We start from the raw sequence: 26,200 nt of genomic DNA, 5'->3' as shown, positions 1-26,200 counted from the left end.
ATCTGTGGCCGTGAAATCGCCTATCTGAAAATAGAGTACACCGGCCACTGGAACCTGGCCCGTGCTCTGGACAAGCTGGAAGAAGAAAGAAACGACTTCAGGATCAGCCGGGCCCGGGTCTATTCCCGTCTGAAGGCCCTGAACAACTACCTGAACAATACCGGCATTCCCTCGGACATAGCCAGTGGCCATGGCCTCAGTACCCATAAATTGCTGGCCACCGCCACAAAATCACTGGACGCTCTCAGCCATCAGGTCAGGGATGCCCGGCAACTGACCCTGAAAACCCGAAAACACGTGATGGCGCTTAACCTGAAAAGCCAGCAGCTGGAAAAAGCACTTCAGCTTTATAATGAAAGCCACCGGGCCTATCTAAAGCAGGGTCGGGACAGCCTGCAGCTCAAGAGGGCACTGAAAAGCTGGCAGAAGCTGTCCAGCAAATACCAGAACCAGAACAACGAGAACCTTAAGCGAAGCCTGACCATCTCGGAACAGACCATCCTGCTGGATGACGAAGACAAGGCCGCCGTTGCCCTGCGTATCCGTGACTTCCTGAGTGAACAGCGTTTGCGCCGCGACAGTGTCAGGGATGAGTCCCCCCTGCCTTCTTCAGAAAAAGACCTGACGGAAGCCAGGGCCCGGGACCTGGCCATTGAAATTGCCACCATCCTTGACCCCTATATTCACTTGCATGATCCACAGATCCAGCGGGCCATAGAAAGTGCCAATGCCACCAGTCTGGCCAATATTGAGCCGGGCATGAGTGCGCGGACAAAAGCGGCCCTGGGAGAAGCCATGGCTGGAGCCGTGGATAAAAATCTGGCCACCAACGCGGAGAAACTGGCTCAGAACCTGATCCGTTATTACCGGGTTCCTTTAAGCGACCGAACCATCGACTTTTTGGTCAACACCTATCAGGCCAGCCGGGAGCGGCTCAAGTTTATTGCCCGCTATGAAACCCCTCTCAGTGCCCGTTACTCCCTGGACAACGTCTCCGCCATGGAGGTTCCCCAGGCCAGAGAGAGCTGGCAGATCGATCTGTACAACGCCCGGAAAACCATCAACCGTTTCAGTCTGAAATCCACCGGTTAGGGGCATTGATCCATAACGAAGCAGCGTTCGTATACCCCATGCAAAATCCTGTTTATCAAAGAATGTCAGGAGTTAACAGCCTTTGCGGTTTACCGAAATATACCCATACAGATAAACCACGTACCATCCTTGGTTCGTTCTTTATCAGGCATGGCTTCTGCTGATGGAATCCTGGTTCAGGGGAGCACCCGTCTTGTTCAATCCGGCTTTTTTCTCGTATAAAAACAGTGGTGACCAGGAACCGGTGTACTGGCTGAAGCCCGGATAACCCTCTATGATGCAGTAGTCAGGCGTAACTCCAAAAATATTATGTGGAGGAGTCTTATGATTCTGGAAGAAGTCATAGATCTCTCGCGCTTTCAGTTTGCAATCACTGCGCTCTATCATTTCCTATTTGTCCCGCTAACGCTGGGCATGACCTTTATATTGGCCATTATGGAGTCCGTCTATGTTATGACGGGCAAACAAGTCTACAAAGACATGACCAAATTCTGGGGGAAGCTCTTTGGCATTAACTTTGCCATTGGAGTGGCCACCGGTCTGACCATGGAGTTCCAGTTCGGAACCAACTGGTCCTATTACTCTCACTATGTAGGGGACATCTTCGGAGCGCCTCTGGCCATTGAGGCCCTGATGGCGTTCTTCCTGGAGTCCACCTTTGTGGGCATGTTTTTCTTTGGCTGGGGCCGCCTGAGCAAAGTTCAGCATCTGGCCTGTACCTGGTTGATGGCCATTGGCACCAACCTGTCAGCCCTGTGGATTCTCATCGCCAACGCCTGGATGCAGAACCCGGTGGGTGCCGAGTTCAATTTTGAAACCATGCGCATGGAAATGACCAGCTTTGCGGACCTGGTCCTGAACCCGGTGGCACAGGTTAAATTCATTCACACCGTGGCTGCCGGTTACACCACGGGCGCTATTTTCGTCCTGTCCATTTCAGCCTACTACCTGCTTAAGGGCCGGGACATCGGCTTTGCCCGCCGTTCTTTCGCCGTCGCCTCCGGGTTTGGTCTGGCGGCCATCATGTCCGTTATTCTGCTGGGTGATGAATCCGGCTATGAACTGGGCGACGTCCAGGAAGTGAAGCTGGCGGCCATTGAAGCGGAATGGGATACCCATGAAGCCCCCGCCAGCTTTACCGTGCTCGGCATCCCCAACCAGGAAGAGATGCGCACCGATTTCGCCATCAAGATCCCCTATGCCCTGGGCATTATCGCCACACGCTCTCTGGACGAAGAAGTCACCGGCATCAAGGATCTGATTGACAACAAAGTGGATCGGATCAAGAGCGGTATCGAAGCCTATGAGCTTCTGGAAAAACTGAAAAACGGTGAGGACACCCCGGATAACCGCGCCGCCTTCCAGGAGGTAGTGGATGATCTGGGTTACGGCCTGTTGCTGAGCCGTTACACCGATGATATTCCATCCGCCACCGATGAACAGATCCGCCAGGCTGCGGAGGATGCCATTCCCACCGTGTGGCCCCTGTTCTTCGCCTTCCGGATCATGGTGGGCTGCGGGGTCCTGATGCTCCTGCTGCTGGTCACTGCCTTCTATAAGACCGCTCGCAGAACCGAATACAAGAGCCGGTTCTTCCTCAAGCTGTGCCTGTGGGCCCTGCCCCTTCCCTGGATCGCCAGTGAGATGGGCTGGTTCGTAGCGGAATTTGGCCGCCAGCCCTGGACCATTTCCGGAATACTGCCCACCTATCTGTCCGCCTCTACACGTACCGTGACGGACCTTTATCTGAGTATTGCCGGCTTCACCCTGTTCTATGGCATCTTTGCCGTCATTGAGATCTGGCTGATGATCAAGTTTGCCAAGCAAGGGCCCAGCAGCCTGCATACCGGCCGCTATCACTTCGAACAACATCAACGGGCGTCCTCAGCGGGCGATTCCATAGAAAAAACCATCCAGGGACAGGCGTAAGGAGGAGTCACAATGGATTACGAAATTCTCAGGCTCATCTGGTGGGTCCTTATCGGTATTCTGCTGATCGGTTTTGCCATCATGGATGGTTACGATCTCGGTACTGCCAATCTGCTGCCCTTCATGAGCAAAAACGACACTGAACGTCGAATCATGATCAACGCCGTAGCCCCTCACTGGGACGGTAACCAGGTCTGGCTGATCACCGCCGGTGGCGCCATCTTTGCGGCCTGGCCAACGGTCTATGCCACCGCGTTTTCCGGCTTCTACTGGGCAATGGTTCTGGTGCTTTTCGCCCTGCTGATCCGCCCCATGGCCTTTGATTACCGCTCCAAGCTGGAAGATCCCCGCTGGCGGAATGCCTGGGACTGGGGGCTGTTTGCCAGCGGTGCCGTACCTTCTCTGGTGTTCGGGGTTGCCTTCGGTAATTTCTTCCAGGGCTTTGAGTTTGAACTGGATGGCTACATGCGTTCCAGCTTCACCGGCTCATTCTTTGACCTGCTCAACCCCTTTGCCCTGCTCTGCGGCGTAGTCAGTGCCGCCATGCTGACCATGCACGGAGCGGTCTGGCAGAAGCTGCGCTCCGGTGACCCCATTCGGGAGCGGGCAGCTGCCGTTTCCCGCTATGCCGGCATTATCACCCTGGTAGCCTTTGCCCTGGGCGGCATCTGGGTGGCCAATATGGACGGGTTCCATATCACCAGCGTGATGGACACCAATGCTCCCTCCAACCCACTCACCAAGTCAGTGGAACTGGTCAACGGCATCTGGATGCATAACTTTGTGAAGTACCCGCTGATGATGGTGGCACCGGTTCTGGGCTTTGTGGGCACCCTTGGGGTGATCGCGTTGTCCGGCACCCGGAAAGATGGCCTGAGCTTTACCTGCTCAGCCCTGGCCCAGGCCGGAATCATCATGACCGCCGGATTTGCACTGTTCCCGTTTGTGCTGACCTCCAGCACCAACCCATCCTTCAGCCTGACCCTTTGGGATGCAACCTCCAGCTATATGACCCTGGCCATCATGACCGCCGTAGCGGCCCTGTTTGTTCCCATCATTCTCGGCTATACCCTCTGGTGCTTCTACAAGCTCTGGGGCCGTATGACCGCAGAACAGATTGAACAAGAAAGTCATTCCTTGTACTAAGAGAGGGAACAGAACAATGTGGTATTTTGCATGGATTTTAGGCGTATTACTGGCCTGCGCTTTTGGCATCATTAACGTCATGTGGTATGAATTTCATTCAGACCATTATGATAATGAAATCAATGAGTTAGAGTTAGATAGAAAAAGATAGGGGACATTTTTAGTGTCCCCCGCTAGCTGTTTATAGTGCTTTATCGTGCTGAATGAAGCCTGAATTAAGCCCGCTTGTTTTGCGGGCTTTTCTATAGTGTCACCGCCTTCACAACCGCCCCGGATACACCTCAACATCCAGCACCTGGCCGGTGGTGGTGTCGTAGTAGCAGGCGTAGATATGGTTTTGCCAGGCACCGTATCCATTCTGGAACTTGATTTTGTCCCCCACGTATTTGACGTGGCCTGCCTCCTGGTCTCTCCAGATGGCTCGGCTGAACTTGGCGTCAAAAAAACCGTCGGTCCACTCGTGGTCGTATTTGGCGAAACGCTCTACCCGGTCATCACACTGGATACTGGCTTCGGTCAGGTGTCGGTCACCCCAACACTGGATGCTCTCCCGGCACGCTTTCTCTTCCTGCTGTTTCTTCAGCTCCGCCAATCGGGCTTCTTCCTCTGCCCTGGCTCTTTCTTTTTCCTTTTCCTTTTCTGCAGCAGCTGTTTTTTGCTTCTGAATGTATGCAAGATACTCTTGGTAATCCTGGTAATTATCAAAACCAACACTCAATGCTTTCTGATGTTCCGAGGCATCTTTGAAACCAAGGGCAATAGCCTTACGCTCATTTTCATCGTCAATGGCCTGGCCAAGAAATATGGATGAAAATATAAAAAGGCCGACCAGTGACCACGCCCGATGTTTGGTCTGCATTGCAGAACCTGATTTTTCATATGCAAACTTTCTTACCGGGGGAAGCAAAAGCCCTGACATCATCAGAATTGCGACAGCTGCACTGAGCGATGTCCACAAAGAGAAAATACCCGCCAATAGAAAAAGCACACCAAACACCCAGTTAAGGGTGGTCATCAATAGCTGTTTCATCCCTGTTTCCGATTATTGTTGTGGGTGAAGCCGATATCCTGCCAGATAAGCATGGTAGCGAACAATACTGCCGATCAATGCCTTTCCATGCCTGCTTTAGCCCTCCCGCGTCAGAGACTACACAAAGTATGCCAATAATTGGTATGATTTTCTGCTGATAAAAACAACAGGAAAAAAGGGCCAATGAAGGCAGAGGACTATCAGTCGGGAACCTTGCGCAGAGCTGCCTTGTGGTTTGTCCGCCTCAATAAACGTAGGTTGGTAAGTAACGGCGTGAGGCCTTTACTAATGACAACCATCCCTGCTCTCGGGCTGGCTATGACACGTGAGAACATGATTGATCGGCTGAACCAGTCTTTATCGTTTCTCAGTGAAGAAAAACGAGGCTTCATAACCAGCTGGTTTGCAGACCCTCTTTTGACCATTTTCGCAGTGCTGGTGTCAGTCTGGCTGCTCAAGTTTATATATAGCGTGATTGAAGACTATGCATCCGCCAGCGATGTCAGCATGGTTGAACTAATAACAATCAGCGAAAATATCAACAAAGTTGTTGACTTTAAGGTAAGAAGAATTACCGCAAAGTTACAGTATCAGTCTGGAAACATCATGGATGTTTATGACAATCAATTCCACCAGGATCAGATCGGAATGCTCTGCTCTGGGATCAAGTCCGTTTTTGAGCAAATATACCCCAACATAACGTTCCGTCTCTCCCTGGCGAGAGTGGTAGATGGAAAGCCTGATCAGTGGCTATATCTTGACCCTCACAGAGTGCCCAAAACAACGCCTGCCCAGCTACAAAACCCCAGCAGTGCGGCAATGAGAGCCATTGAAAAAAGAGGGCTTCATATTGTAAGCTCTACAAAAAAAGAGCAGGCACGAAAGAATAGAGGCTATATTAAAGCTGGTACTACCGAAGCCGACACTTCTTTACTGTGCTTTGGGATTAGTGATAGCTTACGGGGTGAGACCATTTATTTGCTCTCACTTACGGCCAAAAAGCCGGGAACCTTTCAAAAAGGACAATCAGAACTTTACGAGGATATAATCCGGCAGTTCACTAGCAGGATCTGCCTTGAGCACCTTTCTCAAGAACTGAGGGCTTCTTTCGATGAAAGATAAAAACAATAGAAAAGCCGAACAGACAGTTGCATTCACCTTAAGTGAAGAAGCTAAAAAAGTTATCGCTTCTTTTCAGAAGAGCTCCGTATCCCGAGACATTAAACGCAAAAAACGACTACTACGAAAATTCGGATATCAGTCCGTTTAACCAGAAGCCCGCCGTCCAGCGGGCTTTTTCATACTCACCCATGGTTACGCCTGCCCCAACATCTTGCTCTTATCACTGCTACTGCGAGTGGTGCCCACCCAGTATGTGACCGATGCGCCCCAAAGGGTAACGGCCTGGCCGAAGAGCATGAACGCTACATCCTTGTTGCCTTCTGGCAGTTCCAGATTGAACAGGGCCAGCAGCAACACACCCACAATCAGGGTCATCATCACCGTGATGATAGCGGGCATTTTGCTGTCTTTGTGGGCAGAGCGGGCGTTGGCCTTGTCGGCCAGTTCGACCTGAAGGGTTTTGAAAGTGGTTTCCCGCAAGTGCTGTTCGTTTTCGGTCTCGAACCGCTTTAGTTCGATGAGCGCTTCAGGGTTGTCCTGGATGGCTTTGGCCACGGCTTCGGGTTCCGGGTCGGTGCCCAGGGCACTGGCCACCATGCCGCCAATGCGGGCACCGCCGGGACCTGCCAGTAATCCACCCACCAGGGGTGCTGCCCTGGATATCAGTTTGCCAACAGCGCTCCAGTCCATATCAGTATTCCCTCAGTTCCCAGTGTTGTGGATCCCAGCCGTTGGCTCCCCAGAGTCCACCCCAGTGCAGGACGATATTAGCCGGTACGATTCCAGCAGCTTTCATGCGGGAGAACTGGTCAAACATCTGCTGAGCGAAATGGTTTCGGGCTTTAGGCAGGTAGGAGGGGTCTGCCAGTTGTCGGTTATAGCCAACGGGTTCAATGTCCAGGGCTTTGCCACTCTGGTGATAAGAGAGCTGGTCTACCCCATCGCATTTTGATGCACCCCGGCTGAAGATTTCAGCCTGTTCCTCAACGGTTCTGACGCCTCCCATCCAGGGGATGGTCATATCGTAAGCTGAACGGGCCAGTGCTTCTGAAGCACATCGGGTCAGCATGGGGTCTACCCCCTGCATGCGCCGTTCGGAGCGGGCACCAAACTTGAACATCACTTTCCCCCTTTGCGAATGCTGTCCAGAAACGCTTTTGGATTTTTCTTCCACTGCTGACCCAGCTGAATCAATCCTTCCACCAGTTCCCGGCTGAGCAGGCTGGCGACACCCACCATGGCATTCTTGGCACCGTCCGAGATGGCCACACCGGACAGGGCTTCCCCCACCAGGTAGGCCACAAAGGCGGCTACAAACACCGCCCGGAGAACGGCAATAAAGGTGATGTGTCTGGCGTCCATAATCAGGCGAACAACGGCAGCGCCTATTGCGATAGAAACGGTCAGAGCCCTGGCACTGAGTTCACTGTTCATGTCATCCATTTACGGCACACAGCTGTGGGGGTTAGTCCTGTTGCCATTGTAAAAAGGACGACGCCCGCAGTACGCAGGCGTGGTTCATGGGGAGTCACAAAGGGTCACGGCAAGTGAGGGGGAGTTATGGCAGGTTGTCAAAGGCTTCCTGGAACTGTGTGCTGGCATCAAACGCCTTGAGCTGGTCGGTGGTCATAGCCGCAACTTGCTGGGCCAGCTGGGCCTCTATTCCGAACAGGCTCTGGACATAAGTGTCCATGGCTGTGGCAAGGGCAACTGCATCGGGTTTGCCGTTCAGGGTCAGATATTGGTTTGGCGCAGTTTTCCAGTACACCGGCACATCTTCGGCACGGATGCCTTCTGTGTAACCGGTGATGACCGCAACAATATTGCCCTGGTCGATTTCTGTGGCTTCCACCTGGTGCCCCTGATAAGCAAAGCCCTGAAGCCGATGGCGGTTGCGTTCAGTTTTCAGAGCTTCCAGCGCCTGATCACAGTAATGCTTCTTCTCCGCTTCCAGATCAATAACCCAGCTCTGGCTAGATTCAACCCAGTTATCAAACGGACTACCCGGCTTCAGGTGGGTTAGTGTTTCCGGTAACTCTCCCAGCTCACTGTGCTCGACTGGTTGGCCGTCAGCCTTTTGATAAACCGTGCCGGTATAGTCCTTTACAACCTCCCAGTCATCATCGGTTTCTGTGACCAGAACCGTCTCATTCTCTCCTGCTTCCGGGGGCGCGAATGGCAGTGTGTTGGCCGGTGCTGCCGACTGGTTCACCGGGTCGAGAATACTGGCCGGGATTGGGCATGGGCCAAGATAACGGCGGGATTGGCGGTCAAAGCTGTGGTGGATAGTATGAGTCATGGCGTCTCTCGTTATTTGAATGTGTAAGTGGGGAGAATGGCGATGTTTTTCGGTCGAGTTTCTGCGTGATCAACCAGATACGTGGAGTCACCATAATTTGTTACAGACCGCCCAGAAGAGCTTGTCAGAGTCCCCCCTCCGTAATAACCAAACCCGTACGGATCATCATTTGAGATTGATGGGTGCCAATGGTTTTTTAAATCATCTCTCTGCCAACTCCCCGCCACATTCCCACCAACGCGAGAGGCCCTATCCGGGTCATACAATCCTGCCAAATCCAGAAATCGCGGAAACACTCCGGTTACCAAATTTCCGGGCCGGAACGTTGTAGAGCCATTCCCCGAGCTAAAAAACGCCTCCCGATTGGCCTGCTGCCAGACACTATCGCTGACCATGGCCCCACTGCTTTCGATGTACTGCCACAGCTCCGGATAATCCGCCCGGTTCAGCTCTTGGCCCATGGGTACCAACTCATTGGGTGCTAAAGCAGGCAGGTTAGCGGGATCAATAATACGAAGATTGAGTTTGCCTACGGCCTGACTGGCGCTCATGGCCTGAATCGCCTTCAACAATTGGTTGGTCTGGCTTTTGTCCAGGTTGTCCTCGCCGATCACACTGACCAGCTCTTCCTGAAGGCTGTTCAGCCAGTCCGGTGTAATCACCGTGGCAGGAATGCCCGCCTGGGGGTTGCCGCCGGTAAAGCGGTTGTCACTGGTGGCGCCTGGGCCATCAATTCGATGCATGGTGGTTCTCCGTTTTTTATTGTCCTGCTGTAGTCCAGTTATTGTCCGTACTGAAACAGCACCACTTTATGGGCCTGATTGAGCCGTCGAAACAGGCATTCCAACTGGCCACTCTGCCAGCTGGTCAGGGCTTCACCGGCCACGCTGCGCCCTGCTGTGGCCTGATGGATGGTCAGGCTGTCGGGCATGTTTACCTGCCAGACAAAATGCCAGTCTGCCCCGTAGCACCGATCGCCCGCTGTCGCCATGCCTGCCTTTGGCTGGCTGAACTCGGTAATGGTGATGGTATGCCCCAACCGGTCGGCCAGCCGAAGATAAAAAGCTCGGGACTGATCCCCCACTTCCGCCAGTTTTTCCACCAGGGCTGAACGACGCTGCTCCAGTGTTTCAGGGGTGCCACCGCAATCTTCCGGCAGACCCGCTGCCAGCTCCCACTCCGGCAGCAGTTCCGATGTTGACTGGGGCAGCGCATTGCTGACCAGGTCCTCTGCCCTTCGATCCACCCGGGCGAAGGCGTTTGCCAGACCTTCCACCAGTTCATTCAGGGTGCTGCCCTGGTCGGTATTCCAGGCCAGACCTCTGGGCAACAGTTGCCGCAGTTGCTCGGCATAGCGACTGGCTCGATCTACTGCCATGTCACCCCTCCATAAGTGGCCATGGCCCCTTCTGCCGGCGTAATATCATCCACCGGGCTGACCAGATCGTGGTCGGTTTCGCCATTGGCCACAGAAATTGCTTCCCGGATCAGGCTGACCGGCACCACGCCCTGCCCGTTGCCGTCTTCCGGTTTCGCTTCCCGGTAAAACAGGTCTTTCAACTCCGCTTCAATAGCGGCCCGCACTTCCGGGGTGTCCGGCTGCAGGTTGGCAATGGTGATGGTTTGAGGGTCTGCCACCGGCGCGTAGATGTAGCGTTCTTTCATGGCTACCGGGCGCACGGCGTCTATGTGTTCCGTGACGGCGGTCACCAGTGCAGTGTCGGGTATGGGGTTGTCGGGATCCGTTGCGGTAAACGTGAGAGAAACACTCCCCAGCCCCATCTTGTTGGGGTAACACCAGGCTCGATCCACCCCCGGCACCTCCCGGGCCCAGCATTCGTAGTCGTCAGGGTTGCCACCCCGGGCAGGCTTGCGAATACGCAATAACAGCCGCTCTCGCAGGGCGTCATCGTTTTCAGCGTCCATGCCGCCGGTAATCGCCCCGGGGGTCACCACTGCTTCGGCCTGTACCCCTTCAATGGGTGACTGCAACTGCAGCAGGACACCGGCTTCGGTGTTGCCGGACTCCCCGGCTTCAGTGGCCTCTGTATCCGCTATAGCCGAACCGTCGGTGAGCGTCACCCCGGTGGTGACCCTGTAGGTTTCGCCATCACTGCGGGTGAGCATCACCCCCTGATTGATAACCGCTCCGGGATTGCCGGTAAACGTCACCTGCCCCGTGGCAGTCACCGCATCATGGGGCAGAACATCCCAGACGACACACCAGCGCCTCAAAAACTCTTTTTCCGCCTCTGCCGGGTTGATCTGTTTGGCCAGGTAATCCAGATAGCCATAAAGGCCATGGGTGGCCCCGGCCAGGGAGGTGGCCAGCTTGCTTTTTACGGAGCGGCGAAAGGACGCGCCCCCCATCCGGCTGTCCAGATCGGCAGTGATGCGCTCGGCAATCTCTTTCAGGGGTGGTCGTATAAATGGCATGAATCAGTTCCGGCTGGACTGGGCGCCCCAGGGGGCCTGGTACTGGTATTTTACTGGGGGCTGTTGCGGCCTTTGTACGGTCACGCTGATCAACAGGGCGTCAGGACGGTGCACTTCAGTGGCCACGATGACACGTTCCGCCACGCCATCACTGACCAGCCAGGTCAGCGCCTGTTCGCAGTATCGCCGGGCCTGATCCACCACCGCCGGGGTCAGCTTCTCCCGCTGGAGCAGCCAGAGCAGGGAGCCGGTTTCATCCCCTGCCTCATTGCCGAGGGCATCTCCCCACCATCCCCGCCGGTCAAACCCTTCCGGCACCGTCATGTCATCCGGCAGCCGCCGATCCGTGAACAGGCTGACAATGATCTGGGTTTCCAGTCCGTCATCCATCATCAGGTCACCGGCCAGCACTTCCAGGTCGGCTCCGCCGCCAGACATCACCAGTCGTAAGTCGCTCATTGGGGTCTCCTGCTCATTGAGGGCCTCCAGCTCATTGAGGGCCTCCTGTGGTGCCACCACTGTCGCCGGGGTGTTTATGCCCTTTCAGGCTGATGCCCCCTGCGGTCACATCCTCCGTTGCCGACAGCGTTCCATTAAGATTTATATTGCCGTTCCAGGTGGTTTCCGGAGCATCCACCACCAGGGCCGTCACCCCGTGAACATGGATCCGCTCCCGGGTCAGGTGAATGCGGTTGCCCAGGTCGTCATAAATGGCCACTTCACCGGGCTTCAGGGATTTCAATCGGTAGCGCACATCTTCCACGGCGATGACCAGTCCATGGTCGCGGTTGCCACCGTGAAAAAGCACCACCGCTTCGGCTCCCGGTTTCGGGTGGCTGGTAAAGCCATACTCCTGCAGCCGCTCCACTGGTTCTTTCAGCTCTTCGTCAAGCACCTCCAGCTGCAGGCTCTGCAGTTGGCTACTGTCGTTCAGGGTATGAATCACCGCCCGGCCAATCATCAGCTGCAGACGGTGTATAAGGGGGGCCAGTGCCCGGGCCAGCTGCTGTCGAAACTCCATTACTGACTCCTGTCCGGCTGCAGCTCATAGGCGTCGGCCCTGACCAGTTCCAGATCGGTAAACCGGGCTGAGCGAGTGGCGCTATAGGTGCAGCCCGTCACCAGCAGGGTTTCGTTGATGTTATGACTGCCAATGGTGACCGGCACATTGACCCAGGGACGCCAGAGCTGGGCATTCAGGCCAGTCCAGCCCTTCACCCTGACCTTCAGCCGCCAGCTACGGGCAGAGGACACTGCCGCCTGCCATTGAGCCCGACGCTGACACTGGCGACTGTCCATGGAGGACTCGGCCAGCAGGGTAAACGGTCGATGACGCCTGATCTGTTGATCCCGAGCCTGCCCTGATGGTGTGCAGCGGGACTGCGGATCCATCTCATTGCTCAATCCACCCAGCTGCCCCAGCGTTCGGTAATGAGAAAAGCGCAGGGTGCGGTCATCCCTCAGGTCTGAGGTGACAATGTTCTCCCCTTCCACCAGTGCCGTTTGAAATGGCTCAGAGGAACGCCCCCGGGTTACCTGCAACTCTCCGCGACCATTACTGAAAATCAGCACCGCAAAGGTTCGACCGAGACGGTCCAACGCTTCCGATCCGGTCTCACCGGGCAGCAGATCAAAACGCCGGACCCGCTCCGGGGGTAGCTGACTGCTGGCGGTCACACCAAAGGGTTTGCCAATGGCGTTAATGATCGTCAGCAGGTCAGTGTTGCGGAATTGCCCAGGCTCTACCGTGCAGGCGGACAGGTCCGCAGCCCGGTCCCACCCCAGCAGTTCCCGGGTTTTCAGCCCGGTGTCGCTGACACTGTGGAGCTGACCAATGTATCCATTCACCACCGGCGTCTCACCCAGGCTGAGGGCACAGGGGGCGTCAAAGTCCAGGGTGTTCACTCCCTGCCACTGGCTGCCCACACTGAGGCTGAAGGCGCCGGCCAGAAACTCCACCCCGGTTCTCAGGGTGACCGACTCCCAACCGGTCCAGATCTTGCCCCCCAGGGTTAACCGGATATCAGCCATGGGTCAGCACCTCCAGTGGCTGGCCGCCGGGCAGAAAGCCGGGATGGGCGACACCGTTCCGCCGGGCAATATCGCTGCCCTGCTCCGGATCCCGGTAAAGGTCATAGGCCACCACCAGTGCCGGTTGGGTAACCGCTGACGTGTACTCCCCCACCCGGGGCAGTGTGGGATCGGGCAGGGTCTGGCATAGCCCCTGGCGCAATGCCTGCAACTGTTGAAAGACATTGTCACTGAAGGTATTACCTGCCATATCATCCAGAGAGCCCAGCAACCGGTCCCGGGTGGACTCTGCCTGGTTCACGGAGTCAAAGGGAGCCTGTACCGCCAGCCGCGCCGAGGTGATCAACGCCGCCTCACGGGTCAGGGCTTCCGTTGCCAGCCGGTTGTCCTGTTGCTGTTGTCTGGAGGTCGTCAGTGGATTGATGGCAGTGGTACCACTGTCGTAATTCAATAAACCGGCCAGGGATGACAGGGAGCCCAAAGGGTTGCCCAGCGTCGTCAAACTGCGAAACGCCCCCATCAGTCCGGTGGCAGCGCTGACGCTGTTATTCAACTCACTGATGCCCGGAATGCTCTGATTACCCAGACCACCCAAACGGGCACTGACCTGGTTGATTTTTTCCGTGACACTGGCCAGCTGTTCCAGGGCATCCCTGGCCACAAAGTCCGGCGTGCCGTCAGTGGAGAAGGTTTCTGAAAAGCCCTCGATGCTGGCAGCTTCCGCCAGATCCGCCAGCTTCTCTATAGTGCTGACCCGGTCCGTCCAGGCCCGGGGGTTGCTGGCCTCGCCCTCTTCCGAAAAGGTCAGGGAAAAGCGGGCCATTCCTCCTTCTGCCACCGACTCCCGCAGCTGCCAGCTGTCGCAGATCACCCGCAGTACGCCCAGGTAGGGGTGAACCAGTTCACCGGCCCCGGACTGATCAAGGGCGTTCAACAGGGCATCCCGCCCCCACTGGTAGTCAGCACCCACCACATAGGCGTCCACGGAATAGCGCCGGGTCTTGCGCCCTGTGTCTACGGTGCTGCCCTCTTCCTGGTCAACCAAGTCCTGGCTGTCCGTATTGCGACCGCCGCTGGCGTTGTGCAGTTCAACAAAAAAGGGAACACCCCGGAAGCTGGCCTGTTGGTAATGCTGGTGCCAGGTCATTGATGGACTCCTTACCAGCTCATGGCATAATCGAGGGAAGTATCCAGATCGGTGCCCCGATCCGTGGAGGACTGCACCCGGGTTCCCCTAGGCACATTGGCAAAGTCCACCGTAACCGCGGCCCGGTTGTGAACGTCGATGGTCTGCTGCCGGGCGGCCTGCTGGCGAACCGATGCCGCCGAACGGGCCTCCCCTGCTGTAGGCAGGGTGGTGGCCGTTTTGCCAGAAGGGCTGTCACTTTCCCCCCAACCCAGCTTGCGGGTAATCCAGCCGGGCAACAGATTGGCCAGTTTCTTTTTGATGCTGTCCAGAATATCGAAGCCGGTCAGGGCTTTGAGCAGTAAATTGACGCCTCTCAGAATCAATGCCATGGGGTTATTCATCAATAGCCATTTGCCCAGCGACTTCAAAAATTCAAAAAACTCACTCCAGCTCTTGAACAGGAGGGTGCCCAATGCAACAAGCCCCGCAAGCGCTCCCATCAACCAGCCCACCGGGGTTGCCATAATCGCCAGCCCCAGCGTCTGAAACGCAACCACCAAAGCCCCCAGGGCGATGATCAGCTTACCCGCCATCAGGACACCCAAAGCCGTCAGCACTCCGTTGACGCCGCCAAACCGGTCGACCAGTTGCTTTCCGAAGTCAATAAAAGGCTTCAGCTTTTCGGACAACTCCTTAAAGCCATCACGCAGGGAAAACAGCGCATCACGCACTTTGTAAAAAGCAATAACCAGGTTCTGGCCCAGTGCTTTTGCCTTGGCTTCCAGCTCTCCCGATTTAGCCATGGCGTTCAGCCGATCCAGAAAGCCCTTTAACTTTTCTTTCAGCAGTTTGAAGGGGCCATTTTCCATCACCATTCTTTTGAAACGGTTCCATTGGTCCCATAAATTACTGATCATCCCTTCCCAGGTTTTGGACAGGTCTTTCATGGCGCCCCCGTATTTATCGTTCCAGATAGCCTGCAGGGTGCCCTGAATCATTTCCCGGTTGCCTTTCTGTACCGCCTTGCGCATGGTCTTGCCCGCGCTGTTGGTGTACTCGTAGACAATCTTCTTACCCACGGAAGAGGCCTTGATACCAAACTCCTTGAGTCGTTCATTTTCACCGGTCACCGCATCGGCCACCGCTTCCACTGCCTGCATGATGTCTTTGCCCATGGCCGCGGAAGTGTCCCCCAGGGTACGCAGCAGGTCGCCGCCAATGGGATCCATCCCGTAGGCCCGGAGTTTGACAAAGGCATCCGTGACCTGTTCCAGCTCATAAGGGGTGTTGGCCGCAAAATCTTCTATCCAGGCCATGGACTTCTTACCGGCATCGGCACTGCCCTCCAGCCGGGATAAAATGGTTTCAAACTTTTCAAACTGGGCCGCGGTGTCCACAAAGGATTTGCCCACCGCCAGCCCTCCGGCTCCGGCCAGGCCACCCAGCACCCCCATTTTGGTAATGATGCCCCCCAGCTCCTTGCCCACCTTGCCCACACTGCGACCAATACCGGCAAAGGCATGGCCCATTTTCTTCAGCCCCGCTTCCCGCCCCAGGGCCCGGAACGAGCGCTGGAGTTTTTTTACCGGCCGGTTTAGTTGGTCAAAACGCCGGTTGATCCGGCGCATGGGCTGGGCCAGCTTATCCAGGGCGCTGATTTCGATTTTCAGGTTGGGGTTTCTGGCCATCAGGAGGTCTCCCTGGCTTCAATCCATTGCCGGGCCTGATGGATCCAGAATTCAAGATCCTGGTCATCCATGGCCCAGAGTTCAGAGGGGGGAAAGTGAAACGTACCGGCGATCACGCCGAACCAGTCGGCCCAGTCGCTTCGCCAGCGGGCAAAAAATCGCTGATTACCTCCGCCACTTCCAGTACGTCTTCTATGTCCAGCTCATCCATCACCAGGGAGGACTGTCCGGATATCCGACCGGCCAGCAGCAGAATATCGTCCATGCCGATATCGCCCCCCAGTCGTATGCCTTTCATATGCTTGGCCTTTGGGCGCTGGAATTGCAGCTGGGTCACATGGGTGTCTCCGACCATGACCGGGTGTTTCAGGGTGTAGGTATTGGTCATGGCTGCCATCAGCTGATCTCCTCCCCTCTCATGGCTTCAATACGCAGGGGAATTTCTCCCTCTTCCGAGTTCCCGGTGCCTTCTCCGGCATACCAGCCGTTACTGAGCACCACGCTCTTGCCGTTGGCCAGGCGCAGAACCGCGGTAATGTTGACCGAGCTCACCAGCTGTTTCAGATCCAGGTTGATGTTGTCGGTAATCGCCCCCTCGATGTAGGCCACCTGGGGCGTCTCCTTGTACCCGTGGACCTTGTCGGCCCCCACCAGGGCTTCCCGCTGGGGGAGCCCGAGGTTGTAGCTGAACGCACCCTTGGCGTCCATGCGGCTGCCATCCACTGTGACTTCGATGATGCCACCCTTTCTCATCTGACTCATGATTCAGCCTCCCTATACCCTGAATTGAATTTTGGCCGCACTGATGCGCAGCTGGTTGATCAGATCCGGCGGCAACAGCCAGTTCAGGCGGTTCGGGTCCTGGGCGTCACGTTCCACCACCAGGTCCCGCTTGAACTGGTCCAGCTCTTCCACCAGGCCCAGGTTCTGCCACTGCATGAACTTGGCAATGGCTTCGGCCTTGCCCAGGGAGGGCGTCATAATGGCCTGCCCGGAGGGTACCTGAACGCTGTCGCCCGCCAGTTTGTGGCGCGGGTACTTGTTGGTGATGTAGGTGCGAAAGTCGAACCGCAGATAGCTCAGGGTCAACAGCGTATTTACATCCCGGTAACTGGGATCCGGTGCCCCCTGGGCATTGAGGTTATAAGTGGTCACCAGTCGCTCAATCAGCACCTCACCACCGGGGCTCACCGTAAAGGTACTGATGCCGTCGTTCAGCAACAGGTTACGCTCCTGTCGGGTAAACCGGTCTTCCGGCCAGGGAGCCAGCACACCGGCCAGAGGCAGTGTCTGGAACGGCCGGGCCGGGTCAATCTGGCCATGGAGTGCCACCACGGCGGCCTGTGCTGCAGCGCACTGCCAGGGGAGGGTCGGCACACCCGCAAAGCCACCCATACTGACGTGTTCGGAGTTTCTGGAATCCCCCAGGGTGCCCAGTTCGGCATGACTGCCTTTGGCCGCGGCAAACGCCAGCCCATCCAGCTGCCGTTCCGGTCCCCAGCGGGAGGCCAGTTCTGTTTCCAGGGCAGTGAGGTTGGCCGCATCGGTGTAAGGCATGGCAATGATGTGGTAAGCCTCATCCCCCATGGCGGCAATGGCCGCACTGATATCCGGGTTGCCGGTGCCACCGGTCAGGTATGCTTGCCGGGGTGCACTGACCCCTTCCGGAAAGCGTTCGCCGGTGTAATAGTTGCAGCGCACATCAATACCATTGCCAACCTCGCCTTTGTGGCGGGCAGTGAAGGTAACCGTGCTCGCAGAAGCGGTGGCGGTAACGGCCAGTTCCGTGTCGGCATTGACCGCGGCGGCCACGGCAGTGGCAATGGCCGTGGTGTTATCACCCACCGTCACCCCGGCACGTACACGACGCCCACCCACCATTAAATTGAAGGTGCCGGACTGGGTGGCCGTGCCGGTAATGGTCAGATCCAGCGTTGCCTGCACACCGGCGCTCAGATCGTCCTGGGCAATCACCCAGAGTTCGGTCACCCGGTTATTGCCGAGAAACGCCTGGGCCTGCTGATGGATCATGGAGCCCCGGCCAAAATACTCGGCGACCTGCTCTTCGCTGGTGACCCGGGCAGGGACATCGGCGGAGACAGTGCCGGATGGCAGACGCTGGCCCAGCATCAATGCCCGGTAGTTCTGGATAGCAGGCCCCTGGTTGGCATGGGAGTTATCAAACTCCACAAAGACAAACGGCGTCAGCTGGCCGTTGGGGATCTGGTTAAAGCTGATGCTCATTTTGCCTTCACTCCCTGTTTTCTGGTGGTGTTCTCGACCAGCTCCACATCACCGGCTTTGAGCCGGCGCAGCCAGTAGCTGTCCTGTGTGACCTGTTCACCTTCAGGTCGAAGGTGATGACCCGCCGGGGTACGCACCTTCAGGCCGTTTCTGGGTTTGATATGCAGCTTCATGGCTGGTCACTCCCCGGTAGGTTGATGGATTGTTCGGCGGATTCACCGCTGTCCGTGTTGATGGTGACCCTGGCGCTGTTCCAGTAAGGCCAGCTGTCCGGATCGGGACTGGCATCGGTGTAATAGTGCAGTTCAAAGCTCAGTTCACAGGCACCGATGCAGTGTTCGCCCTCTTCACTGAACTGAATGTGGGTTCCGCTCAGGAAGCTGTCCGCCACCGTCTGGCCAAAGCTGACATCCTGAAACACCGCGGCTTCCACCTGGGCTGCCAGGCGATCCAGCAGGTCATCCAGTCCGTTCCGGCTCTCTGCCCGGATATCCACAACACCGGTCAACCGTCGCTTGTCCTGTCGGGGCGCGGTGTGTTCGGCATAGCCGGTGTCACAGCTTTCCGTGGTGATGTACACCAGCAGGCAGGGCAGGTCTGCCGGACGCAGTGGCCGCTGCCGGTTGGCAAACACCCGGTCACCGGCGTCGGTCTTGCCGGTCAACTGGGCGACCATGGCTTCGCGGATAGCCTGGCGGTGGTGCTTCATGGTCAGAAGTCCCGTTTCAGTAGCAGTTCGGCGAGCCCTTCCCCGTCCGGACGAACCTCATCAATGATGTAGTTCAGCCCCCGAAGGGAGACGCGGTCTTCCGGTTGCAGCCCGTTGGCAAAGTCACTGAGCCGAACCGCAATTTTCGGGTCCATACTGGCCACCGGTGCCCCGGATACCGGGTCCGCTTCCAGGTACTCCCCGAAGAAGATGACCCGGGTGGTGACTCCGGCCACCGTAGCGGACTCCGCCAGGGGACTGGCCAGAATTGCCCGGTGCATGCCATTGGCCAGCTGCCCGAACTCCATGGTCAGACGGTGCCGTTCAGGCGAACCCGGACCAGGGTTGCCCCGTTACCGGCCGCTTCACTGGCGCAACCGATCAGGGTATTGTCGGTTTCTATTTCGCTGACTTCGCTACCGGTCCAGTACACCTTGGCACCCTGGGCAATATCGTCGGCGGCCGTTTTGGGCAGCTCGTATACACCACAGGTGTCTTTTTCGAACGCCTCTCCAGTGGTGGCATCCGTCATTGCCACGCCAAACAGCGCACCGGTCAGAATGCCCTGACCACTGACCACGTCGGACGCGGCCACCACGGTGACCATTCGCCCTTCCTGTATTTTGTTTCCTGCCATGTCCTTATCCTCTGAGTGGATCGAAACGGGGACGGGTCCCCGTTACCAGCGCTGAGTCAGTAAGCCCCTCAGCCTTTCTGTTTGTAGAAACCGCGCCAGTCGATAAAGGCCGCCGCTACATCCAGGCGGGCCTTGAACTTGACGCCATCCACATCAAAGCCGTCTTCTTCTTCCAGCACCAGGCCGTCATCCCCGGAGAGGTAAGCCAGCTCGATGGTGTCGATCTGGTCCGGCCCGCAGCCCAGGAACCAGTCCTTGGCATTGCCGCCACCCTCTTCCAGGCGGGGTTCAGCGATCAGCTGAAGACGACCGGCAAAGGGGTTGATGTCTTCGTTTTTGGTGGCGGCCAGGTTCTGGCTGATAAACTGCTCCCCGGTGGTTTCCAGGCTGGAAGGCAGAATCAGGAATTCCGGACGGACTGAGATCAGGCGATCATCGACGCCTTTCTGCTTGCGCATGGCGGTACGACCGGCACCAATGGAATCAATGGTGATACCCGCAGCCGAGCCGTTGAGGTTTTTATGGTCGGCATGGAAGATGGTTTTGCCATCGGCCATTTTCTGGTTCCCGGTGAACAGCCCCCAGACCAGATCGGACTCCAGATCCGCAGCGGCACGACCATACATGCGGGCCAGCCGGGTAAAGGCGTCCAGGTCGTCGTTGATAATGGTCTGACGGGTGATGGGAATGATCTTGCCGTAGGTTTCCAGACGGTAGCTTTCCGCCTCTTCACCCAGCTTGCCGTACTTGAACTCGCCGTTTTCGTTCACCTTCTCCAGGTTAGGGGCATCGCCCAGGCGGGTACGCTGCACCGGCTTGAAGTCATTCAGGCTCACCTGGCGCACCAAAGGCCGGAAGGTCTGGGGACTGCCTGCGTAGCTGTCCTGCAGGGTCTTGTTGGTGACATTGGCCAGGATCAGCTTGAAGTCACTGGTGGACAGTGCTCGTTTGGCAATCTCCTTGGGGGTCATGCCACGGGTGCTGACGCCACTGGTCTCCACCACTTCCCGGGCCAGATCCAGCAAGCGCAGGCCGCGGAAATCACGACCGTCATCGGTGAGTTTCACCTTGCCCGGATTCACCCGGTGCATCAGGGCGTTTTCCATGGCTGAGCGCTTGGCGTCCAGAGTGGCGGTGTTGGTATAGCTGATAAAACCACGGGCTTCGTTCTGGTCACCCTGCTCGGCAAACTTGTCGATGATCAGCTTCCGGGCCTCTTCAATCCCCGTGCCGTTGGTGATCAGCTCATCGGCGAATTCATCACCGAGTTTTGCGGAACGAACCGCCTGGCGGATATCGGAGACCCGCTGGCGCTCGGCTTTCACCGCCGCATCGGCCGCGGCCCGCACCTCATCACCCGACACGGGCTGACTGCGGGTTTCCTGGCTGGGAGACGGTGTCGGTGCAGCGCCGCCCTGGCTCTGGTCGGCACGCTGGCCGCCGGTGGACTTTTCTTCTGTTTCGTCCATCCTGGTTTCCTCTCTGGGGTTAATGGGCGCTGCCGCCCGGGTTATGAATTCACAACGGTGGTTTTCTTCCGGCTGGGAACGGGTACCGGCCTGATCGTCTGCCCCTACCGGCACGAACGACAGTTCGTAGGGTTCCCAGTCCACCGCCCGGAGGGTTTTGATTTTGTCGTCGTTTTCCGAAACATCCTCGAACTTGAATACCCGGTAGCCGATGGAGACGTTACAGAGAATGCCGTCACGAATGTCCTGGGCAATGCCGGACACCTCATCCCGGCGGGACAGCCGCAAACGACAGCGGCCTTCTGTGCCATCGGTGGTGGCCGTCCCTGGCTCAACCTTGCCAATGACATTCCTCAGGGAGTAGGTGGAGTGGGTATCACAGACCGGGGAGTTGTTGTTGAACCGCTCCATACGGATATGGGCGGGATCCATGGAAAGTTCTTCGTTGAATTCTTCGTCTTTCCACCAGTCGTACCGACGCACCCGGGCACCGGTGGACCAGACCACTTCCAGCGTCCGTTCCTCTTCGTTCCAGCTGCCCGGCATGGCGCGGGCCTCAAACTGCATGGGCGGAATATCACGGGTCTGGTGTTGTTCGGTTACATGATCGTCGTCCATCGCGTCCGGGTTCCATTGGAAAATTCGCAGGTTCAGACACGATGGTATGCAGGGGGGAAAGGGGTTGGGAGGGGTTGGGGGTCAGGGGGTGTCACGGGTTGTAACGACGGGGGATTTCTGGGCACAGGGTTTCTATGGTGACAATGGCTTCTTGTTTTCTTAGTCTTGGAGCTACCGGGTACGACCATACCCGTGTAACACAATCAAGAACAAATAGAGCGATCTCAATGAAAACGACAGAACACTACAAGGTTATACATAGACTCCGATGCTCCGAGGGTGAACTGGCTTACACCCTGGATGTTTTTGGTGATGAACTGGCCAAAAGAGAAGGGTATAGAGCTCTCGATGGCCTTGACGCAGTTCACTACTACATCATCCAGAAGTTTAAGTATCTTCCCTCACAGGTGAAGTCAATGAGCCACGAAGACCTTCGATTCCTTTTAAGCGAAGAGATGCACGGCTGGACTCTGCCAAAAAAAGCGATTTTTTGAGCGGGCAGCTCGTTTGTCCGGCTTTGATTTGCAGCAAGCGCATTTCGCAATCAAGCTTCTGTATGTAAAAGTCTATCAACTGATTCATATGGACTCCTTTTAAGTAATACTTACTCTTCAGCTGGGCTTGCCTCTGGCTGAAGTGTACCGCCCCTGGCTGTCTTCCGGGGGTCCGTATCCAGCACAATCCCCAGCTTATCGAGCCGCGCCAGATCATCCCCGTACTCCTGGAAGAATTTCTCCGGATCGTAACCCAGACGACGCAGGCCTTCTGACTGGCTCATCAGGCCGTCCCGGATATACTCCCGGATCGCCTCCCCTTCTTTCTGCATATCCAGGGCGGGCACCGCCGGGGGCGTCCAGTCGGCAGTGACCGGCTCCCTCTCACCGATCAGGGAAGCGGCTTCATCAAACCACCGGTAGATGCCCTGGCAGAGACCGGGAATCAGCATGTTCCGCTGCCAGTGCTCCACATTGGCCACAAACTCCAGCCGCCCCATACGGCCACTGGAATAATTTACCTGACTGTAGTCGCCGGTCTGCTGTTCATAGGTGATGCCAAAGGAGGTGGCAATCTCCCGCAAGACCATACGGGAATAGTCGGTGCCGTTGTCGGCATCGGGCGGTGTAACGGTGGTGATCTCGTTATGGCCCACGTACTCCACCATGCCCGGCTCGATGGAGTCCACTGGCAGTTCCGGGTCGCCGTTGTTCTTTTTGGGCAGGCCCACCCCGTTGGCGTCGGTGCCTTTCACCAGTACCGCGAAGCAGCTGGCGATTTTCTGCTGCATCAGCTTGGCGTCCTGGAGTTCGTCAAAATCCCTGAGCCGCAACATGGCGGGAGACAACCAGGGCACTCCGTGAATTTGTTCCGGCCGGTCCGAGTCAAACACATGGAGAATTTCAGAGGCCTCCACCCGACGGGAGCGGGCATTGTACTGGCGAAAGTGAAGGTAGTCCCCCGGGTGCTGGTCGAAGAGCCAGTAGGCAACCAGCTGACCGATGCCGTTGTACTCTTTGCCCTGGACGATTTTGTTGCCATTATCCAGGCTCTGGGTTTTGCCGGTGTCGATCCAGTCCGGTTCCAGCACCTGAATCTGCAGGGGCACTGCCAGGCCATCACTGGCCCGACGGCGACGACGACGGATCAGCGCCGACCCGGACTCAAAAATGGTGTTCATGGCCAGGGCCTGAAGGCCGTAAAGGTTTCGTTGACCATTGGCGTCGACCTGGTGACTTTCCGCCCACTGTCGCCAGAGTTGCTGGCGCTTTTTCAGGGCTTTTTTGTTGGGGCCTTTGAGTTCGGCAACGATGCCGTAACGGACGACGTTGTTTCGTATCACACGCTGTGCCTGCCGAGCCCAGGGGTTGTTCCTGAGCAGGTCGCGGCTGCGGTACATGAGCATATGGAGATCACGGCCGATCTCGGTGGTGGCGGAACTGCCACCCGCCTGCCAGCCTGCGGTTCTCCTCCCCTTGGCGGCCCCTTCATAACGCCGCTTGAGCATATTGGCCGCGGACAGGGCCTGCAGGCGTCGCATATAGAAATTCGGCGCCAGGTTGATCAGAACCCGGTCGTATAATCCAAGCCGCTGTTTTTCCGCCATTATCGAAGCCCTTTGCTGAAGGAGGCCACCCGTGACCGCTGGGGACGCTCAATGTCCTGACGCATGGTGTCCCGGATCCGCATCATTTCGGTCAAGCTGCGGTATCGGACTTTCTTGTCGCCATACTCAACTTCCAGGGTACCCATGGCGATGGCGTCTTCCAGTGCGGTGAGCTGCTGTTGTGTAAAGGCCATTAGCGTTTGATCCATTGCCCCTTGCGGGTGCGTTTGCGGCTGGCTGCCGGTGTCTTTTGTTTTTCTGGAGACTGCCCCAGTGCCTGTTCCAGCTCTCGCCAGTGTTCTTCTTCGAAGCGGTCTATACCCACAGCCACCGCGGCCGCCCGGTTATAGACCCGACAGTCCAGAGCCTCATTGCGCTCCCGGAACTTCTCCCAGGCGTACTGGGTGCCACGTTTGGTTTTCCGGGTGACCAGATGTTCTGCCGTGAGCATCTTGAAATAGTCTTCGTTGTACTGGGGAAAGCGGCAATACCCTGCAGGCGGCCGGGATGACGAATCATTGTCTTTTGTGAACTCCATCTGAAGCCAGGCGTAGAGCTCTGTCTTGGCGGCATCGGTTCCCACTCCCCAGATCTGGACACCTTTCTGAATGTGTTTGCCTTCAAAATTCAGGTCCACATAGGAGGGGCGGCACAGAATCGGGTACGGGCCGGACGGCATGCCCTTGACGCACATGACAATGCCCGGGTGCCTGCGGGCCCAGTTGTAGATGACCTGGGCGTTGTAGCCGGTATCAATGGCAAAACGCAGCAGGGACATTTCCACCCCAAGATGATTTAGCCAGGTGCCGGTTACGATTTCATCCAGACGGGCCTGAACCTCGGGGGAAGCAATATCACCCTCAATCACCAGATAGTCGATGGACCATGAACGCTTATCCCGCCCCCAGCCCACGATTTCCACTTCCACCCGGTTTTTCTGAACGTCTGCGGCCGCAGTGAGAAACAGCACTCCTTCCGGTACCTGCCCGATGGTGTAGGTGTCCCGCCGGTCATAGAGCCGCTTCCATTCCGGGGCGTCCCCTTTCTGCTTCCAGGTTTCCGCCAGCTGGGTGTTGATGAACGATTTCAGTAGCTGCTGGTTGCCCTGGGCGTTTTGCCATTTTTCCGCCAGCTCCGACAGGGTCTCCCAGGGACTGGCCAGCTTGGAGACGTTAAAGCCGGCATGTCCCTTGAAGGGTTGAGTCGCCCGCCAGGTGCCCTGTTTGATGGCCTGCTGTCGTTCCGGTTCGCTCCAAAGACTGGCACACTCCGCACAGACATAGCGGGCCTTGCTGGTATCTTTGTCCGGCCAGTCCACCTGGCTCCATTTCATTTCCGCCACATGGCCACAGTGGGGACAGGGCACTTCAAAAATGCGCTGGTCGGATTTGCTGTACTCCAGGGCAATCCGGCTTCGACCTTCCACCGTCGGACTGCAGACGTTTACCCGCTTGCGGTTCCAGAACACCGCCTGGCGTTCCGCGATCAGGAAGATGGGGTCACCCTCTTCCCCGGCGCTATCGGGGTATTTGTCCACCTCATCACAAAGCACGATCCGCACCGGTCGCATGGCCAGGTCGCCAGGAGCATTACTGCCGATGATGGAGACATGCCCCCCGGCAAAGGTTTTATGGAGGATCTTGTCGCTGAGAATCCGTCCGTTGAGTACCGGAGTATCGCGAATCATCGTTGCCAGTCGGTCTTTGGACCAGGCTTCACCCAGTTTTTCATTGGGCTGCATAACGATCATCGGGGAGGGATCCAGGTCGATGTGATAGCCGACGATGTTGTTGATCAGTTCAGTTTTCATAAGCTGGGTGCAGCACATCACCGTGATCACCTGCACAGCGGGATCGGAATAGGCGTCCATGGGTCCCCGGCAAACCTCGACGTTTGAGGTTTTCCACTTACCCGGCTCACTGGAGGCCTCCGCCGACAGGTAGCGATATTCGTCCGCCCACTCCACCAGTGACAGATTAGGAGGTGGCCTCAGATTCTCCCGGCGCACCCTGGCCAGTTCTGAACGGGCATACTCAATCGCATCGAGATTCGATACTTCCAGGCTCATCCGCCACCAACTCCTGTAACGCCTCTGAAATGCTGTCCACCAACAGGTCTTGAATTTCAGTAGGGGAATCCATTAACGCCAGTCGCCGGGACAGCTTCCCCGGCAAGGCAGCCATACGACCACGGACAAAGGCGTACTCCGCCGCCACCAGATCCACCATGGCCGACACTTCCAGTTGTTCCTTGCGCTTGAGGGCGTTATCCAGCGCTTTGCCATCAGCCTGTTCCTTGGCCAGTCGGGCGCGTTCCTGCTCCAGGTCATAATCACCCGCTGTTTTGTCCACATCGTAGAGCAAAGGCAGAACCTCCTTGCTCTCGTACAGGTGGCTTCTCCCCTCAATCACCGGCTCGATGTTTTCCAGCCGGGACTTGATGGTCCGGTGGGTTTTGCCGGTCAGCTCATGGAGCTTGTTGGTGCTCAATAGCGGCATCTTCACGGCTCCCGGTTATGTT

General features: G+C 56.9%; 31 protein-coding genes and 1 pseudogene. 6 read left to right on the top strand and 26 right to left on the bottom strand.

Features of this window, described 5'->3' with window-relative positions; translation table 11 throughout:
• A pseudogene (locus tag ACNRUY_RS09980) lies at window positions 1–1,092 on the top strand (hypothetical protein); the annotation flags it as partial.
• A 144-nt stretch (window positions 1,093–1,236) separates the two neighbouring features.
• On the opposite strand, the gene ACNRUY_RS09975 reads toward ACNRUY_RS09980, so the two are convergent.
• Window positions 1,237–1,479, bottom strand: a complete 243-nt coding sequence (locus ACNRUY_RS09975) for a hypothetical protein (protein ID WP_488111494.1) — start codon at window positions 1,477–1,479, stop codon at window positions 1,237–1,239.
• Here ACNRUY_RS09975 and ACNRUY_RS09970 point away from each other — a divergent pair.
• From ACNRUY_RS09970 to cydX, 3 genes are read left to right on the top strand one after another with little or no spacing between them, the layout of a single operon-like run.
• The gene (locus ACNRUY_RS09970) at window positions 1,417–3,021 is read left to right on the top strand and encodes a cytochrome ubiquinol oxidase subunit I (RefSeq protein ID WP_488111480.1); all 1,605 of its coding nucleotides are present in this window, start codon (window positions 1,417–1,419) and stop codon (window positions 3,019–3,021) included. The two genes, ACNRUY_RS09975 and ACNRUY_RS09970, sit on opposite strands and share 63 nt — an antisense overlap.
• A 12-nt stretch (window positions 3,022–3,033) precedes the next feature.
• On the top strand, window positions 3,034–4,167 hold the full coding sequence (gene cydB, locus ACNRUY_RS09965) for a cytochrome d ubiquinol oxidase subunit II (RefSeq protein WP_488111479.1): 1,134 nt from the start codon (window positions 3,034–3,036) through the stop codon (window positions 4,165–4,167).
• 16 nt (window positions 4,168–4,183) lie between these two features.
• Window positions 4,184–4,318: a cytochrome bd-I oxidase subunit CydX gene (cydX, locus tag ACNRUY_RS09960; RefSeq protein WP_488111478.1), complete on the top strand. Its 135-nt coding sequence runs from the start codon at window positions 4,184–4,186 to the stop codon at window positions 4,316–4,318.
• Window positions 4,319–4,426: 108 nt separating this feature from the next.
• Here cydX and ACNRUY_RS09955 read toward each other — a convergent pair whose 3' ends face one another.
• The gene (locus ACNRUY_RS09955) at window positions 4,427–5,197 is read right to left on the bottom strand and encodes a hypothetical protein (RefSeq protein WP_488110050.1); all 771 of its coding nucleotides are present in this window, start codon (window positions 5,195–5,197) and stop codon (window positions 4,427–4,429) included.
• A 183-nt stretch (window positions 5,198–5,380) separates the two neighbouring features.
• Between ACNRUY_RS09955 and ACNRUY_RS09950 the strand changes: the two genes are divergently transcribed.
• Window positions 5,381–6,319 carry a hypothetical protein gene (locus ACNRUY_RS09950; protein ID WP_488110051.1) on the top strand — a complete coding sequence of 313 codons (939 nt, stop codon included), beginning with the start codon at window positions 5,381–5,383 and terminating at the stop codon, window positions 6,317–6,319.
• A gap of 192 nt (window positions 6,320–6,511) precedes the next feature.
• Here ACNRUY_RS09950 and ACNRUY_RS09945 read toward each other — a convergent pair whose 3' ends face one another.
• The 20 genes from ACNRUY_RS09945 to ACNRUY_RS09850 form a co-directional block, all read right to left on the bottom strand.
• A complete protein-coding gene (locus ACNRUY_RS09945; protein WP_488110052.1) occupies window positions 6,512–7,009 on the bottom strand; it encodes a hypothetical protein in 498 nt (165 codons plus the stop codon).
• Between the two features lies 1 nt (window position 7,010).
• Window positions 7,011–7,439, bottom strand: coding sequence for a M15 family metallopeptidase (locus ACNRUY_RS09940; RefSeq protein ID WP_488110053.1), 429 nt, complete (start codon window positions 7,437–7,439; stop codon window positions 7,011–7,013).
• Entirely contained in the window at window positions 7,439–7,762 is a 324-nt protein-coding gene (locus ACNRUY_RS09935; RefSeq protein ID WP_488110054.1) for a hypothetical protein, read from the bottom strand. The genes ACNRUY_RS09940 and ACNRUY_RS09935 overlap by 1 nt, the downstream gene beginning before the upstream one ends.
• 115 nt (window positions 7,763–7,877) lie before the next feature.
• Window positions 7,878–8,618, bottom strand: a complete 741-nt coding sequence (locus ACNRUY_RS09930) for a DUF4376 domain-containing protein (protein ID WP_488110055.1) — start codon at window positions 8,616–8,618, stop codon at window positions 7,878–7,880.
• An 11-nt stretch (window positions 8,619–8,629) separates the two neighbouring features.
• Window positions 8,630–9,361 carry a hypothetical protein gene (locus ACNRUY_RS09925; RefSeq protein WP_488110056.1) on the bottom strand — a complete coding sequence of 244 codons (732 nt, stop codon included), beginning with the start codon at window positions 9,359–9,361 and terminating at the stop codon, window positions 8,630–8,632.
• A 38-nt stretch (window positions 9,362–9,399) separates the two neighbouring features.
• Window positions 9,400–9,996, bottom strand: a complete 597-nt coding sequence (locus tag ACNRUY_RS09920; RefSeq protein ID WP_488110057.1) for a YmfQ family protein — start codon at window positions 9,994–9,996, stop codon at window positions 9,400–9,402.
• The gene (locus ACNRUY_RS09915; RefSeq protein WP_488110058.1) at window positions 9,987–11,054 is read right to left on the bottom strand and encodes a baseplate J/gp47 family protein; all 1,068 of its coding nucleotides are present in this window, start codon (window positions 11,052–11,054) and stop codon (window positions 9,987–9,989) included. Before ACNRUY_RS09915 ends, ACNRUY_RS09920 begins: the two co-directional genes overlap by 10 nt.
• 3 nt (window positions 11,055–11,057) lie before the next feature.
• Window positions 11,058–11,513 (bottom strand): phage GP46 family protein, encoded by a 456-nt coding sequence (locus tag ACNRUY_RS09910; protein WP_488110059.1) that lies wholly within the window; start codon window positions 11,511–11,513, stop codon window positions 11,058–11,060.
• 31 nt (window positions 11,514–11,544) lie between these two features.
• The gene (locus ACNRUY_RS09905; protein WP_488110060.1) at window positions 11,545–12,075 is read right to left on the bottom strand and encodes a phage baseplate assembly protein V; all 531 of its coding nucleotides are present in this window, start codon (window positions 12,073–12,075) and stop codon (window positions 11,545–11,547) included.
• Window positions 12,075–13,085 (bottom strand): phage baseplate assembly protein, encoded by a 1,011-nt coding sequence (locus tag ACNRUY_RS09900; RefSeq protein WP_488110061.1) that lies wholly within the window; start codon window positions 13,083–13,085, stop codon window positions 12,075–12,077. Before ACNRUY_RS09900 ends, ACNRUY_RS09905 begins: the two co-directional genes overlap by 1 nt.
• The gene (locus tag ACNRUY_RS09895; RefSeq protein WP_488110062.1) at window positions 13,078–14,232 is read right to left on the bottom strand and encodes a DNA circularization protein; all 1,155 of its coding nucleotides are present in this window, start codon (window positions 14,230–14,232) and stop codon (window positions 13,078–13,080) included. The genes ACNRUY_RS09900 and ACNRUY_RS09895 overlap by 8 nt, the downstream gene beginning before the upstream one ends.
• 11 nt (window positions 14,233–14,243) lie before the next feature.
• Complete coding sequence (locus ACNRUY_RS09890; protein WP_488110063.1) at window positions 14,244–15,902, bottom strand: tape measure protein; 1,659 nt, start codon at window positions 15,900–15,902, stop codon at window positions 14,244–14,246.
• A gap of 112 nt (window positions 15,903–16,014) precedes the next feature.
• Window positions 16,015–16,299, bottom strand: a complete 285-nt coding sequence (locus ACNRUY_RS09885) for a phage tail assembly protein (RefSeq protein ID WP_488110064.1) — start codon at window positions 16,297–16,299, stop codon at window positions 16,015–16,017.
• The gene (locus tag ACNRUY_RS09880) at window positions 16,299–16,664 is read right to left on the bottom strand and encodes a phage tail tube protein (RefSeq protein ID WP_488110065.1); all 366 of its coding nucleotides are present in this window, start codon (window positions 16,662–16,664) and stop codon (window positions 16,299–16,301) included. Before ACNRUY_RS09880 ends, ACNRUY_RS09885 begins: the two co-directional genes overlap by 1 nt.
• A gap of 12 nt (window positions 16,665–16,676) precedes the next feature.
• The gene (locus tag ACNRUY_RS09875; protein WP_488110066.1) at window positions 16,677–18,146 is read right to left on the bottom strand and encodes a phage tail sheath subtilisin-like domain-containing protein; all 1,470 of its coding nucleotides are present in this window, start codon (window positions 18,144–18,146) and stop codon (window positions 16,677–16,679) included.
• A complete protein-coding gene (locus ACNRUY_RS09870) occupies window positions 18,143–18,319 on the bottom strand; it encodes a DUF2635 domain-containing protein (protein ID WP_488110067.1) in 177 nt (58 codons plus the stop codon). Before ACNRUY_RS09870 ends, ACNRUY_RS09875 begins: the two co-directional genes overlap by 4 nt.
• Complete coding sequence (locus tag ACNRUY_RS09865; protein ID WP_488110068.1) at window positions 18,316–18,855, bottom strand: hypothetical protein; 540 nt, start codon at window positions 18,853–18,855, stop codon at window positions 18,316–18,318. Before ACNRUY_RS09865 ends, ACNRUY_RS09870 begins: the two co-directional genes overlap by 4 nt.
• 2 nt (window positions 18,856–18,857) lie before the next feature.
• A complete protein-coding gene (locus ACNRUY_RS09860; protein WP_488110069.1) occupies window positions 18,858–19,163 on the bottom strand; it encodes a head-tail joining protein in 306 nt (101 codons plus the stop codon).
• 2 nt (window positions 19,164–19,165) lie between these two features.
• Window positions 19,166–19,492, bottom strand: coding sequence for a DUF2190 family protein (locus ACNRUY_RS09855; RefSeq protein ID WP_488110070.1), 327 nt, complete (start codon window positions 19,490–19,492; stop codon window positions 19,166–19,168).
• Between the two features lie 68 nt (window positions 19,493–19,560).
• Window positions 19,561–21,579, bottom strand: a complete 2,019-nt coding sequence (locus ACNRUY_RS09850; protein ID WP_488110071.1) for a prohead protease/major capsid protein fusion protein — start codon at window positions 21,577–21,579, stop codon at window positions 19,561–19,563.
• A 227-nt stretch (window positions 21,580–21,806) separates the two neighbouring features.
• On the opposite strand from ACNRUY_RS09850, the gene ACNRUY_RS09845 reads away from it, so the two are divergent.
• Window positions 21,807–22,073 (top strand): hypothetical protein, encoded by a 267-nt coding sequence (locus tag ACNRUY_RS09845; RefSeq protein WP_488110072.1) that lies wholly within the window; start codon window positions 21,807–21,809, stop codon window positions 22,071–22,073.
• A gap of 110 nt (window positions 22,074–22,183) precedes the next feature.
• Here ACNRUY_RS09845 and ACNRUY_RS09840 read toward each other — a convergent pair whose 3' ends face one another.
• The 4 genes from ACNRUY_RS09840 to ACNRUY_RS09825 are packed head-to-tail and all read right to left on the bottom strand — an operon-like array spanning window position 22,184 to window position 26,178.
• Window positions 22,184–23,680, bottom strand: coding sequence for a phage portal protein (locus ACNRUY_RS09840; protein WP_488110073.1), 1,497 nt, complete (start codon window positions 23,678–23,680; stop codon window positions 22,184–22,186).
• On the bottom strand, window positions 23,680–23,874 hold the full coding sequence (locus ACNRUY_RS09835) for a phage head-tail joining protein (protein ID WP_488110074.1): 195 nt from the start codon (window positions 23,872–23,874) through the stop codon (window positions 23,680–23,682). Before ACNRUY_RS09835 ends, ACNRUY_RS09840 begins: the two co-directional genes overlap by 1 nt.
• Complete coding sequence (locus ACNRUY_RS09830; protein WP_488110075.1) at window positions 23,874–25,748, bottom strand: phage terminase large subunit family protein; 1,875 nt, start codon at window positions 25,746–25,748, stop codon at window positions 23,874–23,876. Before ACNRUY_RS09830 ends, ACNRUY_RS09835 begins: the two co-directional genes overlap by 1 nt.
• Window positions 25,714–26,178: a DUF1441 family protein gene (locus ACNRUY_RS09825; protein ID WP_488110076.1), complete on the bottom strand. Its 465-nt coding sequence runs from the start codon at window positions 26,176–26,178 to the stop codon at window positions 25,714–25,716. The genes ACNRUY_RS09830 and ACNRUY_RS09825 overlap by 35 nt, the downstream gene beginning before the upstream one ends.
• Window positions 26,179–26,200: the final 22 nt, after the last annotated feature.

It is taken from the genome of Endozoicomonas sp. Z74, from assembly GCF_057680865.1.
The sequence above is the reverse complement of the archived record's forward strand: the minus strand, read 5'-3'. Positions and strand labels throughout refer to the sequence as shown.